The sequence below is a fragment of the Acidovorax sp. Root275 genome (assembly GCF_001428965.1).
Lineage (GTDB): Bacteria > Pseudomonadota > Gammaproteobacteria > Burkholderiales > Burkholderiaceae_C > Acidovorax > Acidovorax radicis.
The window spans coordinates 609,503-624,548 of sequence record NZ_LMJH01000010.1; the positions used below are offsets into that span (position 1 = coordinate 609,503).

Consider the following 15,046-nt stretch of genomic DNA (forward strand, 5'->3'; position numbering starts at 1 on the left):
GCTCTATATTTTTAGGAGCGCACGCCTACACCTTGTGCGCCGTGCGGCGTACAGTGCGGCCATGCGTCAGAGGCAACCCGCCCTGGCAAACCCAACCAACCGCACAACGGAGGCCCCATGGTCAAGAAACTGCAGAAACTCAGCGCCGACAAAAAGAAGAGCAACGCCCAACTGTCCAGCACCGTCAAGGACTCCGCCCAGCAGATCTGGCTTGCCGGCCTGGGCGCCTTCTCCAAGGCGCAGGAAGAAGGCGGCAAGGTGTTTGAAGCCCTGGTCAAAGAAGGCTTGACCATCCAGCGCAAGACCCAGGCCGTGGCCGAAGAAAAAATCACCGAAGCCACCAGCCGCGTGACCACCATGGCCAGCGACATCGGCTCCAAGGCCCAAGGCCAGTGGGACAAGCTCGAAAACATCTTCGAAGACCGCGTGGCCAAGGCCTTGTCCAAGCTGGGCGTGCCATCGGCCCGCGACCTCGAAGCCCTGAGCGCCCGTGTGGACGCACTGGCCAAGGGCAGCAAGGCCGCACCCGCCAAGGCTGCAGCCAAGCCCGCCGCCAAGGCGCCTGCCAAGAGGACCCCCGCAGTCAAGAAGGCAGCCCCTGCCAAGGCTGCAGCCAAGCCAGCCGCCAAGGCCCCTGCCAAGAAGGCTGCGGCCAAGAAGCCCGCAGCCCGTGCCGCAGCCGACACTGGCGCCAGCACCCCATCGGCCAGCTGATCGCTCACCACTGACTAGCGCAGGCGGGCAACAGCCCGCCCGCTGAAAGCGGCCCACGTGCAACAGCGCGCTGGCCGCTTTTCTTTTTTTGCTGAAACCCATGAAGTGCGTTAAAAGCAATTGCAGCATGGGTTTGCCGCAAGACGGCATGCCGCACTGCAGCATGACTGCGTGGGTTAGAGTAGGCATCAGAGACACCGAAACAACAACGTCCAACGACGCGAAGGGGCCCGCACACATGGTGAAGAAAGCGCCACGCCGCACCGCAGAACGCATTCTGGAAGTGACGCTGGACCTGTTCAATCGGTTCGGCGAACCCAACGTCTCCACCACCCTGATCTCGGCCGAGCTGCGCATCAGCCCCGGCAACCTGTACTACCACTACCCGGCCAAGGATGAGCTGATCAACGCGCTGTTTGATCGCTACGAAAGCTCGCTCACCGAACTGCTGGCCGCCGCCGATGGCGTGCGCAATGTGGAGGATGCCTGGTTCTTCATGCACTCGCTGTTCGAGTTGATCTGGCAGTACCGTTTTCTGTACCGCGATCTCAACGACCTGCTGTCCAAGAACCGGCGCCTGGAAACCCACTTTCAGGCCATCCTCAAGAACAAGACCCGCGCCGTGCGTGCCATGCTCGATGGCATGGGCCGCGCGGATACCCTGCACATCGACTCGCGCGAGCTGGAAGCCACCGCCACCAGCATGGTCGTGGTGCTCACCTACTGGCTCAGCTTCGAGTACGTGCGCGACCCGCGCCGCGCGCTGGAGCCCGAAAGCGCACAGGCGGCGCTGCTGCGTGGCGCCCACCACGTGCTCAACCTGCTCATGCCCTACCTCGAAAGCGGCCAGCGGGCCCACCTGCTGGAGCTGGTGGGCGCCTACGCCACCACGCCAAGCTGACGGCGTGCGCAGCCGCGCCCCCAAGCCACTCGCCAACAAAAACTTCCGGAGACATACACCATGGCCAAATGGACCCCCTTCCCCCACGCAGGTGATTACACCTTCGACGCTGCGAGCGTCAAGAAGCACTGGGCACGGCTGCATGGCGGTGATGCCGAACCCTGCCCCAAGGACGCTGCCGTGCTGGAAGCCTGGGCGCTGTTCCACAACGGTGATTTTGAAAAAGCCGCCGCAGCGGGCCTGGCGGCCGGAGGCGCAGGCATCACCGCGGCCAACAAGGCCACCTCCATCTACGCCAACTACCTGGAGCCCAAGGAAAAAACCCGTCTCGATTTCTTCACCCAGGTGGCCGAGCGTGCCGAGGCCCAGGCGTCCAAAGAGCCCGACAACGCCAACGCCTGGTACTGGCACGCCTATGCACTGGGCCGCTATAGCCAGGGCATCAGCGTCGCCAAGGCCCTGGCCCAGGGCCTGGGCGGCAAAGTGAAGGAATCCCTGGAAAAGGCCATTGCCCTGTCACCCAAACATGCCGATGCGCGCATTGCGCTGGGCGCCTTCCATGCCGAAGTGATCGACAAGGTGGGCTCGCTGATTGGCGGCATGACCTATGGCGCCAAGAAGGACACCGGCCTCAAGCTGTTCCAGGAGGCGCTCAAGCTCAACCCGGGTTCGGCCATTGCGATGATCGAGTACGCCAATGCCCTCGTCATGCTGGAAGGCGACAAGAAAATGAAGGAAGCCACCGCGCTGTATGAAAAGGCCGCCGCCGCCGAACCCATGGACGCCATGGAACGGCTGGATGTGGAGATGGCACGGGCTGAGCTGGAAGAAGAGTAAATTCGGTACATCCCCCTGAGGCGCTTCGCGCCTTCCCCCTTCTCTCGCCTCGCTGGCGCGATGCGGGAAGGGGGACACCGCCAGCGCGGCGGTGCGGCCCTTGCGCGGCAGTCGCTGGTGTGGGGCCAGCGATCGTTTCGGCAGCTTGCGACCCCAGAAGCGCTATTTCGGGCACTGCGCCGTCGAAGGATAGGTGTGGACCGCTCAGAACCCGTGGATACCTACTGGAGTGGATGCCTACTGCAAGATCTCACGCACCTCTCACACGCTGCCGTCTGCAGCGGCAGCCCTCAGCCCCCGAACCGCCGCGCGGCGATCTCCAGCAGCCCGTCAAAGATCAGGTTGTCCACCAGCTCGAACGGGCGCGTCATGCTGGGCGCCATCTTCCAGCCCGCGCCGCCGGTCATCAGGCAAGCAGGCTCCTCGCCGCAGTGCTGGATCACGTGCTGCACCATGCGCTCCACGGCCCCCGCGATGGCGTAAGTGCCACCGCTGGTCAACGCATCGCTGGTGTTGGTGGGGAACATGCGCACCTCGCCCGTGGGTACATGCAGGCCAGCAGTGCCGGATTCGAGCGCACGCAGCATGATGCCGTGGCCCGGCAGGATGAGCCCGCCCATGAAGCGTCCCTCGGCGTCGATGCACTCCACCGTGACCGCTGTGCCCACCATCACCACCACCAGAGGCCGCGCAGGCCCCTGGGCCAGCACACGGTGGCGTGCGCCGATCATGGCCACCCAGCGGTCCGAGCCCAGGCGCGAGGGGTGGTCGTAGCCATTGGTCAGTCCCGCCTCCTGCGCCGACGACACCACCCACGAAGGTGCGACGTCCCAGAGCTCCATCTGCTCTTGCACACGGCGCTTGACGGCATCCCCCGCCACCACACAGCCCAGCATGCGTTCGGGGTGGGACAGCGCCGCCCAGCTGCCTTCGGCCAGGCGGTCGATGTGGTCCAAGAACTCGGCGCCATGCGCAATGAGCGCAGCCCCGGGGCGGGGAGCGTCGTACAACGCCCATTTGAGACGGGTGTTACCGACGTCGATGGCCAGAAAAGTCATGCGGCGGATTATCCCGAGTTTTGCGATGCGCCCCTGCCCGAGGGCGACAGCCCACCGCCGCATTACTCCTCGCCGTCCACAAATTGTGAAAAATCGTGTCGCGCCCCCGTCCGACATGTTGCAGCCGCCCATTGCCGCTACAGTGGTCCTTCCTGTTTCTGCAACATTAGGAGGTACGACATGGGTCTTTTCAGTTTCATCAAGGAAGCCGGCGAAAAGCTGTTCGGCGGCAAAGAAGCACAGGCCGCCACGGCAGCCGCCCCCACGCAGGATGAACTCAACGCCAAGGCGTCCAAGGCCATCGAGACCTACATCGCTTCCCAGAACCTGGGCGCCAGCAATGTGCAGGTGGCCTTTGAAGGCCCCGAAGGCAAAGTCACCGTGAAGGGCACGGCCCCCACGCAGGCCGCCAAGGAAAAAGTCACCCTGTGCTGCGGCAACGTGGCCAGCGTGACCAGCGTCGAGAACCTGATGGAGGTGACCAATCCTGAGCCCGAAGCCCAGTACCACGACGTGGTGCGCGGCGACACGCTCAGCGCCATTGCCAAGAAGTTCTACGGCGACGCCAACAAATACCCTGCGATCTTCGAGGCCAACAAGCCCATGCTGAGCCACCCCGACAAGATCTATCCCGGCCAGAAGCTGCGCATCCCCGCACTTAAGTGATCCCCCTGAGTCGCCTTCGGCGCCTTCCCCCGAGGGGGACGCACCCGGTGGCCCGGCGTAGCCGGTTCCACGGGTGCACTGGCGGGGACGGGGGTGACGTGGAAGCCTGTGGGAAAGGGACTGCAACGAATGCGGTTCCCATGCCGTCGCAAGGCAAAATTCGAATAAAAATAGCTGCTACCGCTTGATAGACAAGCGCTAGCAGCTATTTTTTTAGGAGCATTAGCCCTGCTTCCACGGCAGGCCGTGGAAGCGCCAGCCGCCGCGTTGGCCGCGGTGGCCCTGGGCATCCGCATCGCCTTCGAAGCCTTCGAGGATGTTGTAGGCGGTCAGGCCCAGTTCCGTGGCGCGGCGGGCGGCGGCGATGGAGCGCACGCCGCTGCGGCACAGCAGCACGGCGGGGGTGCCGGCAGGGACGGCGGCGCGCATCTGCGCATCAAAGTCGGCGTTCATCGCCATGCCCGGCCATTGTTTCCAGGCCACGGCGGCGGCGCCTGGCACCTGGCCCACCCATTCGCGCTCTGCGTCGCTGCGCACATCGACCAGCACGGCTTGGCCGTTTTGCACCCATTGCCAGGCCTGCTGGGGCGTGATGTCGCCTGCATAGCCATCAGCCGGGGAAATCGTTGGTTCGGTCATCGTCATGGTCCTTTCAATCCCACAAAGGGGCCGGTTCGTCACGCAAGCGGCTGCGCAGCTGCGCATAGTCGGGCACGACGGTGGCCACGGTGTCCCAAAAGCGCGGGCTGTGGTCCATCACGCGCAGGTGGGCCAGTTCGTGCGCCACCACGTAGTCGATGACAGCCGGGCGGTAGTGCAGCAGGCGCCAGTTCAGGCGGATGGAGCCATCGGCCTTGGCGCTGCCCCAGCGGGTCTGCGCGCTCGACAGCCGCAGGCTGGCCCAGCGCACGCCCAGCAGCGGCGCAAAGTGGTCCAGCCGGGCCGTGAAGTGGCGCCGTGCATCGCGCATCAGCCAAGCCTGCACGGCGTCGCGGATCTGCACCGGATTGGCACTGTGGGGCAGGCCGATCTGCAGGGTGGGCATGGCGGCACCACCCGGCTCGGCAGCCACTACCAGCGCCCCGCCCTTGCCCGCAAAGCCGTGGCTGGGGTCTAGCACCACCGTCAGCGGTTCACCCAAATAAGGCAGCACGGCTCCGTTGGCCCAGACGATGCGCCCGCCCTCCAGGCGCTGCTGGCGCTCGCGCGCATCCGACAGCTTGCGCAAGATCCAGTCGGACTTCTCGCGCAGCGCAGCATCCACCGCACCCAGCGTGACCCAGCTGGGCGCACGCACCGCCAAGCCATCGGCCCCCACGGTGAAGCCGATGGTGCGGCGGCGTGCCCGCGTCAGTGCATAGGCCACCACGGCGTCACCCAGCAGCACTTCGCGGCTGGCCTGCGGGTGGCGAAATTCGGCGGGGGACAGCAGCGAGGGCAGAGGCACTGCGGGCGCCGCCGGCCGATTCACTATCGTTTTAGGAGCTACCAGCGCTTTCCCATCCAGCGCTGGTGGCATTTTTTGCTTGAAATCTGCAGCATTCACGACCGGTGCCGCGGCCGGAGCCACAACCGGTGAGAGGGGCGGGTCGAAAAGGTCGAGCGCCAACTGCACAAGCCGCTGCATCACGGAGGGCTTACTTTCCGTTGGCCGCGTCGGTGGCCCGGGCGGGCGGGATGACCACGGCGGGGTATGCATCAGGGTCCAGGCGGCGCATCTCGGCCTCGATCCAGGCCTCCACCTCGCGCATCAGCTCGTCGGGCTTGCGGCCTGCACTGGGAATGGGCTTGCCGATGGACACATCCACCACGCCCGGGCGCTTGATGAAGGCCTTGCGCGGCCAGACCTTGGCCGAAGTAACGGCAATCGGCACCACGGGTGCGCCGGTGTCGATAGCCAGGCGGGTGCCGCCGGTCTTGTAGTTGCCCTTTTGGCCGCGCTCGATGCGCGTTCCTTCAGGGAACATGATGATCCAGATGCCCTGGGCCAGCAGGTCCTTGCCCTGCTGCACCACCTTGTGGAAAGCCTGCGTGCGCTGGTCGCGGTCGATGTGGATCATGTCCAGCCGGCCGATGGCCCAGCCGAAGAACGGTACACGCAGCAGCTCCTTCTTGAACACGTAGGCCAGGGGGTGGGGCATGATCGCGGGCATCAGAAAGGTCTCGTACGTGGACTGGTGCTTGACCAGCAGCACCGCCCCCGCGTTCTCGCCCTGCGGCAGGTTCTCCATGCCCATCACGTTGGTGCGGATGCCGAGGATCACTCGGGCACCACTGATGCACAGCGAAAGCCACGCGCGCGCGATGCGGTACAGCGGCTTGCCGCGCACCCCCAGCAGCGTGCCCAGCATGATGGTCAGCGCATAGGGCACCACGGTGATGCCCATCCAGAGAAGGTGAATGACAGAACGGATAAAGGCCATTTTTATGGTTATTTTGGCCGCCAGCGCTTTTCTACCAAGCGCCAACAGCTATTAAATGAATAGCATCAAGAAGTGGCGCCGCCCGGCGTGGGCAGGGGCGTCGCAGCCAGCGGTGGCGCGGCGAACTGCACGGCGGGCAAAAGCTGGTCCACAAAATCCCCCAGGCTGGCATACACCCGCGTGCCCGGCGGGACCCCCGCAGGCAGGGGGCCGCCCGGGTGCACCTGCGCCGACTGCCCCGTGCACACCAGGTGCAGTTGTGCGCCCAGTGCGGCGCCCGCCTGCAGGTGCGCGACGCAGCTACCCACCACCTGCACATCGTCACGTTCGACCCCATAGCGATCACTGATCTGCTCAAGCAGGCCGGGGGCGGGCTTGCGGCACGCACATTCTTCATCGGCCGCGTGGGGGCAATAGAAAACGGCGTCGATGCGCCCGCCCACCGCCGCCACCTGCCGGTGCATCTTGGCGTGGATGGCATTGAGCGCCACCACATCAAACAAGCCCCGGCCCAGGCCCGGCTGGTTGGTGGCCACCACCACATGCCAGCCCGCATGGTTGAGCCGCGCAATGGCTTCGAGCGCACCCGGCACGGCGGTCCACTCGTCGGCAGCGGTGACATAGTCGTCCGCCAGCGGGTTGAGGGTGCCGTCGCGGTCGAGAATGGCGAGTTTCATAGGAGGGGTTTGCCTTGTGAGAACCGCCAGCCTAGCAGCTTGTGCAAACCGGTCAAACCGCCAGGCGGGAAAGGTCGGCCACGCGGTTCATGGCCTCGTGCAGGCTCTTGAGCAGGCCCTGGCGGTTCAGGCGCAGGTCCATCTGCTCGGCGTTGACCATCACGTCGTCGAAGAACGCGTCCACCGGCGCGCGCAGCACGGCCAGGGTCTGCAGGCTGGCGGTGTAGTCGCCCGCGTCGAACTGGGCATTGGCCTCGGGCACGAAGCGCTGCAGCGCGGCGTAGAGGTCCTGCTCGGCTTTTTCCTGCAGCAGGTCGGGGTTGACGTGGGCATCCACCGGGCCTTCGACCTCGGCCTTCTTCAGGATGTTGCCCACGCGCTTGTTGGCCGCGGCCAGGGCCGGGCTTTCGGGCAGTGCGGCAAAGGCGCGCACGGCCGCCAGCTGCTTTTCGACCAGGGCCAGGCGCTGCGGGCGCAGGGCCATGACAGCATCGACTTCCTGCGCGCGGTAGCCCTGTTCGCGCAGGCTGCCGGCAAGGCGGTCGTAGATGAAGTCGGCCAGGGGCGCCGATGCGTCGGTGATCTTGTCGCCAAAGGCGGGCACGGCACCGGCCAGCAGGTCGTTGAGCTGGAGCGGCAGGTCTTTTTCGACCAGCATCCGGATCACGCCCAGCGCATGGCGGCGCAGCGCGAACGGGTCGCGGTCGCCGGTGGGCAGGTTGCCGATGCCGAACATGCCCACCAGGGTTTCCAGCTTGTCGGCCAGCGCCACCACCACGCCGGCGGTGTTGCGCGGCAGCGTGTCGCCCGCGAAGCGAGGCTTGTAATGGTCTTCGATGGCGTGCGCCACGGTCTCGCCCAGGCCGTCGTTCAGGGCGTAGTAGCCGCCCATGATGCCCTGCAGCTCGGGGAACTCGCCCACCATGTCGGTCACGAGGTCGGTCTTGGCCAGTTGTGCGGCTTTGTCGGCATCAGCGACCAGAGCAGCGTCGCCCAATTGCGTGGCGATGGCTTTGGCTATTGACCTCACGCGCTCCACGCGCTCGCCCTGTGTGCCCAGCTTGTTGTGGTAGACCACTTTGCCCAGGCCCTCGACGCGCGAGGCCAGGGTCTTCTTGCGGTCCTGGTCGAAAAAGAACTTCGCATCGGCCAGGCGCGGGCGCACCACGCGCTCGTTGCCGCCGGTGACAAAGCTGGTGTCCTCGGGGCTGATATTGCTGACCACCAGGAACTTGTTGGTCAACTTGCCCGCGGCGTCCAGCAATGGGAAGTACTTCTGGTTGGCCTTCATCGTGAGGATGAGGCACTCTTGTGGCACACCCAGGAACTGCTCTTCAAACTGGCAGATGACCACGTTGGGGCGCTCCACCAGCGCGGTCACTTCGTCCAGCAGGGCTTCGTCTTCGATGGGGCGGGCGCCGTTGCCCACCTGGGCGGCGGCGGCGGCCAACTGGCGGGCGATCTCGGCCTTGCGCTCGGCAAAAGAGGCGATCACGGCGCCGTCCTTCTTGAGCGTGGCGGCGTAGCTGTCGGCGTCTGCCAGCACCACGGGCGACACGGCGGCTTCAAACCGGTGACCCTGCGTGCTGTTGCCCGCCGACAGGCCCAGCGCCTTCACCGGCACCACGGTGCTGCCGTGCAGCGCGACCAGGCCGTGCGCGGGGCGCACGAAGTTCACGCTGCTCCAGCCGGGCAGCTCGCAGTCAGTCTCAAGCTGGTAGCTCATGACCTTGGGGATGGGCAGCTTGGCAAGCGCTTCGAGCAAGGCTTTTTGCAGGCCTTCCTGCAGCGTGGCGCCGGGCACCACGCTGTCGTAGAACAGGGCTTCGGCCTTGCCATCCTGCGCGCGCTTCAGTGCAGCGACGGCGGCTGCCGGATCGGACACATCGGCGCCCAGGGCCTGCAGCTTTTTCAACAGCGCGGGGCTGGCATTGCCGCTGGCGTCGAGCCCCACGGTCACGGGCATGAGCTTTTGCTGCACGGCCTTGTCGGTGGCCTTGTCGGCTACGGCGGTCACATGCGCGGCCAGGCGGCGTGGCGAGGCGAAGGGCGTGACCACGGACGCTGCGGTGGCCAGGCCCTGCGCCTTGAGCTGGTCGCCCAGCACGGTGGCAAAGGCATCGCCCAGCTTTTGCAGCGCCTTGGGCGGCAGCTCTTCGACAAACAGTTCTACGAGAAGGTTTTGGGTTGTCATCGTCATTTCTCTCACGCAGCCTTCTTCGTCATCTGTTCCACCCACTCGCGCGGCGCCATGGGGAAGCCCAGGCGCTCGCGGCTTTCGTAGTAGCTTTGCGCCACGGCACGGGCCAGGTTGCGGATGCGGCCGATGTACGCGGCACGCTCGGTCACGCTGATGGCACCGCGGGCGTCCAGCAGGTTGAAGCTGTGCGCGGCCTTGAGCACCTGCTCGTAGGCGGGCAGCGCCAGCTGCTGCTCCATCAGGTACTTGGCCTGCTTTTCGTGCGCATTGAAGGCGGTGAACAAAAAGTCGGCGTCGCTGTGCTCGAAGTTGTAGGTGGACTGCTCCACCTCGTTTTGCTTGTAGACATCGCCATAGCTCAGGGTATCGGTCCACTTCAGGTTGTAGACGTTGTCCACGCCCTGCAGGTACATCGCCAGGCGCTCCAGGCCGTAGGTGATCTCGCCCGTGGCAGGCTTGCAGTCGATGCCGCCCACTTGCTGGAAGTAGGTGAACTGTGTCACTTCCATGCCGTTGAGCCACACCTCCCAGCCCAGGCCCCAGGCGCCGAGCGTGGGGTTCTCCCAGTCGTCTTCCACAAAGCGAATGTCGTTCTTTTTCAGGTCGAAGCCCAGGGCTTCGAGCGAGCCCAGGTACAGCTCCAGGATATTGGCCGGCGCGGGCTTCAAAACCACCTGGTACTGGTAGTAGTGCTGCAGCCGGTTGGGGTTCTCGCCATAGCGGCCGTCCTTGGGGCGGCGGCTGGGCTGCACGTAGGCGGCCTTCCAGGGCTCGGGGCCGATGGCGCGCAGGAAGGTGGCGGTGTGCGAGGTGCCAGCGCCCACTTCCATGTCATAGGGTTGCAAGAGGGCGCAACCCTGCGCGTCCCAGTAGGACTGCAGCTTCAGAATGATTTGCTGGAATGTCAACATGGCGTCTGTGGCGCTGGCAAGCCAGGGCCGGGCAAGTAAGGGAGAAAAGAAAAGGCGGTGCGTGTGCCAGGCCCACTGCCTGCAGCCAACAACGGTTGCAAGCGCGGGCGTCGCGCGCGCAACCGGTCATTTTACGGCGCTGCGGCTGGGGCTCGACAAACAAGCAGCATCCGCCCTCCCATGAAAAAAGGCCGGAGCCCTTTTGGAGCCCCAGCCTTCCCAACCAGTCACGCGGGCTATAAGCCGGTGCGTACCAGTGACCACCTTTGCGGGCAGCCCGTCGGCGCACGTGTTGTGCGCCAAGTCTCGTTTCAAATATTCGCTGCGCGGTTCATCACCTATGGCGCTTCCAGAGGGCATGCCTTCAAGCCGGTGCACCCGTGGAACTGGCTCTGCCAGGCCACCGGGTGCGTCCCCCCTCGGGGGGAAGGCGCCGAAGGCGACTCAGGGGGGCTCAATACTCCCAGAAGATCCGTTGCAGTTCTTTGCTGTCATTGGTCTTGGTAAGGGCCACCATGGCCAGGATGCGCGCCTTTTGGGGGCGCAGGTCGTGGGCAACCACCCAGTCGTACTTGTCGTCAGGCTGCTCGGCATTGCGCAGCACAAAACCGTCGGGCACGCGGGCCGAGCGCACGATCTGCACACCAGCCGCACGCAGCGCCTTGAGCGAATCCACCGCCTGCGCAGCCACCGAGCCGTTGCCCGTGCCGGCGTGGATCAGCGCCTTCACGCCCGCCTTGCCATAGGCTTCGATGCCCGTGGTGTTCATGTTGCCGTAGCCATAGACAATGTCCACCGCAGGCAGGGCCTTGATGTCGTCGATGTTGAACTCGGACTGGGCGGTGTGGCGCTTGACGGGCGCGCGGAACCAGTAGTTCTTGCCTTCCACCACCATGCCCAGCGGGCCCCATTGGCTCTTGAAGGCCTCGGTCTTGATGTTGATGGTCTTGCTCACGTCGCGGCCGCTCTGGATCTCGTCGTTCATCGTGACGAGCACACCCTTGCCGACAGCGTCCTTGCTGGCGGCCACGCTCACGGCGTCGTACAGGTTCAGCGCGCCGTCGGCCGACAAGGCCGTGCCAGGGCGCATGGAGCCAACAACCACGATGGGCTTGGTCGTGCGCACAACGAGGTTCAGGAAGTAGGCGGTTTCTTCGAGCGTGTCGGTGCCGTGGGTGATCACGATGCCGTCCACATCGGCCTGCTTGGCCAGGGCCGAGACACGCTGGCCAAGGCGCAGCAGGTGCTCGTTGGTGAAGCTCTCGGAGGCGATCTGGAACACTTGCTCGCCGGACACCTTGGCCACACTGGCCAGCTCCGGCAGGCCTGCCAGCAGCTTGTCGACCGGCACCTTGGCGGCGGCATAGGTGGCGCTGTTGGCGGCCGAGGCGCCCGCACCGGCAATGGTGCCGCCAGTGGCCAGCACGACCACATTGGGCTTGGCAGCCTGGGCCATGGCCACGGCCGACGCAGCCGACAGCAGCAGGCCCGCGAGCCAGCGGCTGGCGGTGGGGGAAGAGGAAATGCGCATGAAGATGTCTCCTGATTTTTGGGTTGGCAGCGCGCGTTGCGCCGCTCTGTGCAAACCCCGCCGTCGAAGCGGTGCCGCATCCTATGAGAAAGCAGAACACAGTCATGCGGAATAATTGACCCACCCTTATGAATTTCACTCACACCCCAGACGCCTCCGCCCGGCCCCCGTTTTTAGGCCACACAGGCAAGCACCCCGGAGCAGCGCCGAAATGAACCTGCGGCAACTGGAAGTTTTTCAGGCCGTGCTGCAGACCGGCAACATGAGTGCAGCGGCGCGCCTGCTGTGCATCACGCCTTCGGCGGTCAGCAAGGCGATTGCGCACACCGAGCTGCAGCTGGGCTACCGGCTGTTCAACCGCACGCCTTCGGGCCTGACACCCACACCCGAGGCCCAGGTGCTGGCGGCCGAATCCACCGGCATCTACCGGCAGCTGGACGCGCTCAAACGCACTGCCCGCAACCTGGCCACCAGCGATTCGGGCGATGTGCGCCTGGGCGCCATCCCATCGATCACCCACGAATTTCTGCCGCGCCTGCTGCAGCACCACGCCGAGCAGCACCCGCAGGTGGGCGTGGAAGTGCGCACCATCCACCAGGACCAGATGACACAGGCACTGCTCACGCGCAGCGTGGACTTCTGCCTGGGCTTCTACAAACACCCCCACCCCCAGATTGCCAGCGACCTGCTGGTCAGCGGCAGGCTGTATCTGGCGGTGGCGACCAGCGTGTGGGCCCGCGCGCCCCGCGCCGCCACCCCGGGGGCGCGGCTGGCGCAAGTGCCCGTGATCCGCCTGGTGGGCGACGACCCCATGCGCCAGGCCATTGATGAGATTGCGCAACGGCTGGGATCGCCCGCCGGACCAGGGATTCAGGTGCAGACCTCGCGCTTGGCGCTGGAGCTGGTACGCCGGGGCATGGGCTGGACGGTCGTGGACTTCCTCACTGCCAAGGGACTCGACCCCGCGCAAATGGTGGCGCAGGAGCTGCACGAGCTGGCGCCCATGTCGCTGTACAGCTACCACGCACGGGCCTTGCCGCCGGGCCTGCAGGCCACGCGCATGCTGGCCATGCTGCCCACCCTGCTGCACGAAGCCCTGCAACCCAACCCCAAGCCCGCACGGCGCTGACGGCCCGGTAGCCCATGACATGACTGGTGCAAAACAGGGCTCAGGCCAGCGGTTCGCCCCAGGGCGAGGCTGGTGCCACATCCCAATTTGCGCAAGTCCCACGTGAAAACGGCCTGCCTGTCCGGAGACAGGCAGGCCGTTTGGTGTGGGAAGGCTGCGGTCAGTCGTTCCAGCGGCGCAGCACCAGGCTGGCGTTGGTGCCACCAAAACCGAAGCTGTTGGACAGCACGGTGGTCAGCTGCGCGTCGCGCGTCTGGGTGACCAGGGGCATATCGCCCAGTGCCGGGTCGGGCGTCTCCACATTGGCAGAACCGGCGATGAAGCCCTTGTTGAGCATGATCACGCAGTAGATCGCCTCTTGCACACCCGTCGCACCCAGCGAGTGGCCAGTGAGCGACTTGGTGGACGAGAAAGGAGGCACCTTGTCGCCAAACAGGGCACGCATGGCGCGCACTTCCTGCATGTCGCCCACCGGCGTGGAGGTGCCGTGGGTGTTGATGTAGTCGATGGGGGCGTCGAGCCCTTCCATGGCCTGCTGCATGCACGCAATGGCACCGTCGCCCGAAGGGGCCACCATGTCCTCGCCATCGCTGGTGGCGCCAAAGCCCACCACTTCGGCCAGGATGGTGGCGCCGCGCGCCTGGGCGTGTTCGAGGCTTTCCAGCACCACGGCGCCGCCGCCACCCGCGATCACAAAACCGTCGCGGTTCGCGTCGTAGGCGCGCGAGGCCTTCTCGGGCGTGGCGTTGTATTTGCTGGACATGGCGCCCATGCCGTCAAACAGCAGCGACATACCCCAGCTCAATTCTTCGCCACCACCCGCAAACATCACATCCTGCATGCCCCAGGCAATCTGCTGTGCGGCCACACCGATGCAGTGGGCCGAGGTGGAGCAGGCCGAGGTGATGGAGTAATTGATCCCCTTGACCTTGAAGTTGGTGGCCAGGCACGCGGACACGGTGGAGCTCATGCAGCGCGTGACCTGGTAGGGGCCGACGCGGCGAATGCCCTTTTCGCGCAGGGTGTCGGCTGCTTCGATCTGGTTGGCGGGAGAGCCCCCACCCGAACCCATGATGAGGCCGGTGCGCGGATGGCTCACCTGTTCGGGCGCAAGGCCTGCCTGGGCAATGGCGTCTTCGAGCGCGATCTGCGCATACGCGGCCGCATCGCCCATGAAGCGCAGTTGCTTGCGGTCGATGCGCGTCTCGATGTCGATCTCGGGCGCGCCACCCACCTGGCTGCGCAGGCCCAGCTCGGTGAATTTTTCGACGGCCTTGATGCCGCTTTTGCCTTCACGCAGTGAGGCTTCCACGGTGGCCAGGTCGTTGCCAATGCACGAGACGATGCCCGCGCCGGTGATGACTACGCGCTTCTTGGTGCTCATGCTGCGTCCTTGCCGTCTTCCTCGCGCTTGAACAAGCCCACGCGCAAGTCATTGGCTACATAGATTTCCTTGCCATCGGCCAGCAGGCGGGCATCGCCAATGGCCATGACCAGCTTGCGCTTGATGACACGCTTGATGTCGATTTCGTAGGTGACCAGTTTCACATCGGGGCCCACTTCGCCCGTGAACTTGACCTCGCCCGCACCCAGCGCCCGGCCACGCCCTGGCAGCTGCAGCCAGGTCAGGTAAAAGCCGATCAGCTGCCACATGGCGTCCAGCCCCAGGCAACCGGGCATGACCGGGTCGCCCTGGAAGTGGCAGGCAAAGAACCAGAGATCGGGCTTGACGTCCAGCTCGGCGCGGATCTTTCCCAGCCCGTGCGCGCCACCATCGCTGTCGATGTGCGTGATGCGGTCAAACATCAGCATGGGCGGCAGCGGCAGGCGCCCGCTGTCAGCGCCGAACAGCCGGCCCTCGCCCGAGGCGATCAGTTGTTCGTAGGAAAAGGAATCAGCCATCTTCAGTCGTGCTCCAGAACAGCGGTGGGCCCGCTTCAAATCATCGTTGTATGTCAACACAAGCCCCCGCTTGTGGGGCTCCATTATCAAGGCAGAG

The 15,046-nt window shown here is 65.3% G+C and carries 15 protein-coding genes; 5 read left to right on the plus strand and 10 right to left on the minus strand.

What is annotated here, in order from left to right; all coding sequences use genetic code 11:
- Nucleotides 1–117 precede the first annotated feature (117 nt).
- From ASE52_RS22125 to ASE52_RS22135, 3 genes are all read left to right on the plus strand, one after another.
- Nucleotides 118–714, plus strand: a complete 597-nt coding sequence (locus ASE52_RS22125) for a phasin family protein (RefSeq protein WP_057229250.1) — start codon at nucleotides 118–120, stop codon at nucleotides 712–714.
- Nucleotides 715–952: 238 nt separating this feature from the next.
- Complete coding sequence (locus ASE52_RS22130; RefSeq protein ID WP_010462619.1) at nucleotides 953–1,615, plus strand: TetR/AcrR family transcriptional regulator; 663 nt, start codon at nucleotides 953–955, stop codon at nucleotides 1,613–1,615.
- A gap of 60 nt (nucleotides 1,616–1,675) precedes the next feature.
- Entirely contained in the window at nucleotides 1,676–2,452 is a 777-nt protein-coding gene (locus ASE52_RS22135) for a hypothetical protein (protein ID WP_010462621.1), read from the plus strand.
- A 290-nt stretch (nucleotides 2,453–2,742) separates the two neighbouring features.
- Here ASE52_RS22135 and ASE52_RS22140 read toward each other — a convergent pair whose 3' ends face one another.
- Entirely contained in the window at nucleotides 2,743–3,510 is a 768-nt protein-coding gene (locus ASE52_RS22140) for a type III pantothenate kinase (protein ID WP_057229252.1), read from the minus strand.
- A 180-nt stretch (nucleotides 3,511–3,690) separates the two neighbouring features.
- Here ASE52_RS22140 and lysM point away from each other — a divergent pair, with 180 nt between their 5' ends.
- Entirely contained in the window at nucleotides 3,691–4,176 is a 486-nt protein-coding gene (gene lysM / locus ASE52_RS22145) for a peptidoglycan-binding protein LysM (RefSeq protein ID WP_010462625.1), read from the plus strand.
- 222 nt (nucleotides 4,177–4,398) lie between these two features.
- On the opposite strand, the gene ASE52_RS22150 is transcribed toward lysM, so the two are convergent.
- From ASE52_RS22150 to ASE52_RS22180, 7 genes are all read right to left on the minus strand, one after another.
- Complete coding sequence (locus tag ASE52_RS22150) at nucleotides 4,399–4,815, minus strand: rhodanese-like domain-containing protein (protein WP_010462627.1); 417 nt, start codon at nucleotides 4,813–4,815, stop codon at nucleotides 4,399–4,401.
- Between the two features lie 13 nt (nucleotides 4,816–4,828).
- A complete protein-coding gene (locus ASE52_RS22155) occupies nucleotides 4,829–5,803 on the minus strand; it encodes a SprT family zinc-dependent metalloprotease (protein ID WP_057229254.1) in 975 nt (324 codons plus the stop codon).
- Nucleotides 5,804–5,813: 10 nt separating this feature from the next.
- Nucleotides 5,814–6,599 carry a lysophospholipid acyltransferase family protein gene (locus tag ASE52_RS22160; protein WP_029413983.1) on the minus strand — a complete coding sequence of 262 codons (786 nt, stop codon included), beginning with the start codon at nucleotides 6,597–6,599 and terminating at the stop codon, nucleotides 5,814–5,816.
- 65 nt (nucleotides 6,600–6,664) lie between these two features.
- Nucleotides 6,665–7,276, minus strand: coding sequence for a D-glycero-beta-D-manno-heptose 1,7-bisphosphate 7-phosphatase (gene gmhB / locus ASE52_RS22165; RefSeq protein ID WP_057229256.1), 612 nt, complete (start codon nucleotides 7,274–7,276; stop codon nucleotides 6,665–6,667).
- Between the two features lie 52 nt (nucleotides 7,277–7,328).
- A complete protein-coding gene (gene glyS / locus ASE52_RS22170; RefSeq protein WP_057229258.1) occupies nucleotides 7,329–9,470 on the minus strand; it encodes a glycine--tRNA ligase subunit beta in 2,142 nt (713 codons plus the stop codon).
- 11 nt (nucleotides 9,471–9,481) lie between these two features.
- The gene (glyQ, locus tag ASE52_RS22175) at nucleotides 9,482–10,387 is read right to left on the minus strand and encodes a glycine--tRNA ligase subunit alpha (RefSeq protein WP_010462637.1); all 906 of its coding nucleotides are present in this window, start codon (nucleotides 10,385–10,387) and stop codon (nucleotides 9,482–9,484) included.
- A gap of 454 nt (nucleotides 10,388–10,841) precedes the next feature.
- Complete coding sequence (locus ASE52_RS22180; protein WP_010462639.1) at nucleotides 10,842–11,918, minus strand: asparaginase; 1,077 nt, start codon at nucleotides 11,916–11,918, stop codon at nucleotides 10,842–10,844.
- 211 nt (nucleotides 11,919–12,129) lie between these two features.
- On the opposite strand from ASE52_RS22180, the gene ASE52_RS22185 reads away from it, so the two are divergent.
- A complete protein-coding gene (locus tag ASE52_RS22185) occupies nucleotides 12,130–13,047 on the plus strand; it encodes a LysR family transcriptional regulator (protein ID WP_010462640.1) in 918 nt (305 codons plus the stop codon).
- 160 nt (nucleotides 13,048–13,207) lie between these two features.
- On the opposite strand, the gene fabB is transcribed toward ASE52_RS22185, so the two are convergent.
- Nucleotides 13,208–14,431 (minus strand): beta-ketoacyl-ACP synthase I, encoded by a 1,224-nt coding sequence (gene fabB, locus ASE52_RS22190; protein WP_057229260.1) that lies wholly within the window; start codon nucleotides 14,429–14,431, stop codon nucleotides 13,208–13,210.
- Nucleotides 14,428–14,949, minus strand: a complete 522-nt coding sequence (gene fabA, locus ASE52_RS22195; RefSeq protein ID WP_008907199.1) for a 3-hydroxyacyl-[acyl-carrier-protein] dehydratase FabA — start codon at nucleotides 14,947–14,949, stop codon at nucleotides 14,428–14,430. The genes fabB and fabA overlap by 4 nt, the downstream gene beginning before the upstream one ends.
- Nucleotides 14,950–15,046: the final 97 nt, after the last annotated feature.

Coding starts and splice junctions, on each gene's coding strand:
- ASE52_RS22140 (WP_057229252.1), bottom strand. CDS start 3,510: ATGACTTTTCTGGCCATCGACGTCGGTAACACCCGTCTCAAATGGGCG.
- ASE52_RS22160 (WP_029413983.1), bottom strand. CDS start 6,599: ATGGCCTTTATCCGTTCTGTCATTCACCTTCTCTGGATGGGCATCACC.
- ASE52_RS22185 (WP_010462640.1), top strand. CDS start 12,130: ATGAACCTGCGGCAACTGGAAGTTTTTCAGGCCGTGCTGCAGACCGGC.
- ASE52_RS22180 (WP_010462639.1), bottom strand. CDS start 11,918: ATGCGCATTTCCTCTTCCCCCACCGCCAGCCGCTGGCTCGCGGGCCTG.
- ASE52_RS22135 (WP_010462621.1), top strand. CDS start 1,676: ATGGCCAAATGGACCCCCTTCCCCCACGCAGGTGATTACACCTTCGAC.
- lysM (WP_010462625.1), top strand. CDS start 3,691: ATGGGTCTTTTCAGTTTCATCAAGGAAGCCGGCGAAAAGCTGTTCGGC.
- ASE52_RS22155 (WP_057229254.1), bottom strand. CDS start 5,803: ATGCAGCGGCTTGTGCAGTTGGCGCTCGACCTTTTCGACCCGCCCCTC.
- fabB (WP_057229260.1), bottom strand. CDS start 14,431: ATGAGCACCAAGAAGCGCGTAGTCATCACCGGCGCGGGCATCGTCTCG.
- gmhB (WP_057229256.1), bottom strand. CDS start 7,276: ATGAAACTCGCCATTCTCGACCGCGACGGCACCCTCAACCCGCTGGCG.
- glyQ (WP_010462637.1), bottom strand. CDS start 10,387: ATGTTGACATTCCAGCAAATCATTCTGAAGCTGCAGTCCTACTGGGAC.
- ASE52_RS22130 (WP_010462619.1), top strand. CDS start 953: ATGGTGAAGAAAGCGCCACGCCGCACCGCAGAACGCATTCTGGAAGTG.
- fabA (WP_008907199.1), bottom strand. CDS start 14,949: ATGGCTGATTCCTTTTCCTACGAACAACTGATCGCCTCGGGCGAGGGC.
- ASE52_RS22150 (WP_010462627.1), bottom strand. CDS start 4,815: ATGACCGAACCAACGATTTCCCCGGCTGATGGCTATGCAGGCGACATC.
- glyS (WP_057229258.1), bottom strand. CDS start 9,470: ATGACAACCCAAAACCTTCTCGTAGAACTGTTTGTCGAAGAGCTGCCG.
- ASE52_RS22125 (WP_057229250.1), top strand. CDS start 118: ATGGTCAAGAAACTGCAGAAACTCAGCGCCGACAAAAAGAAGAGCAAC.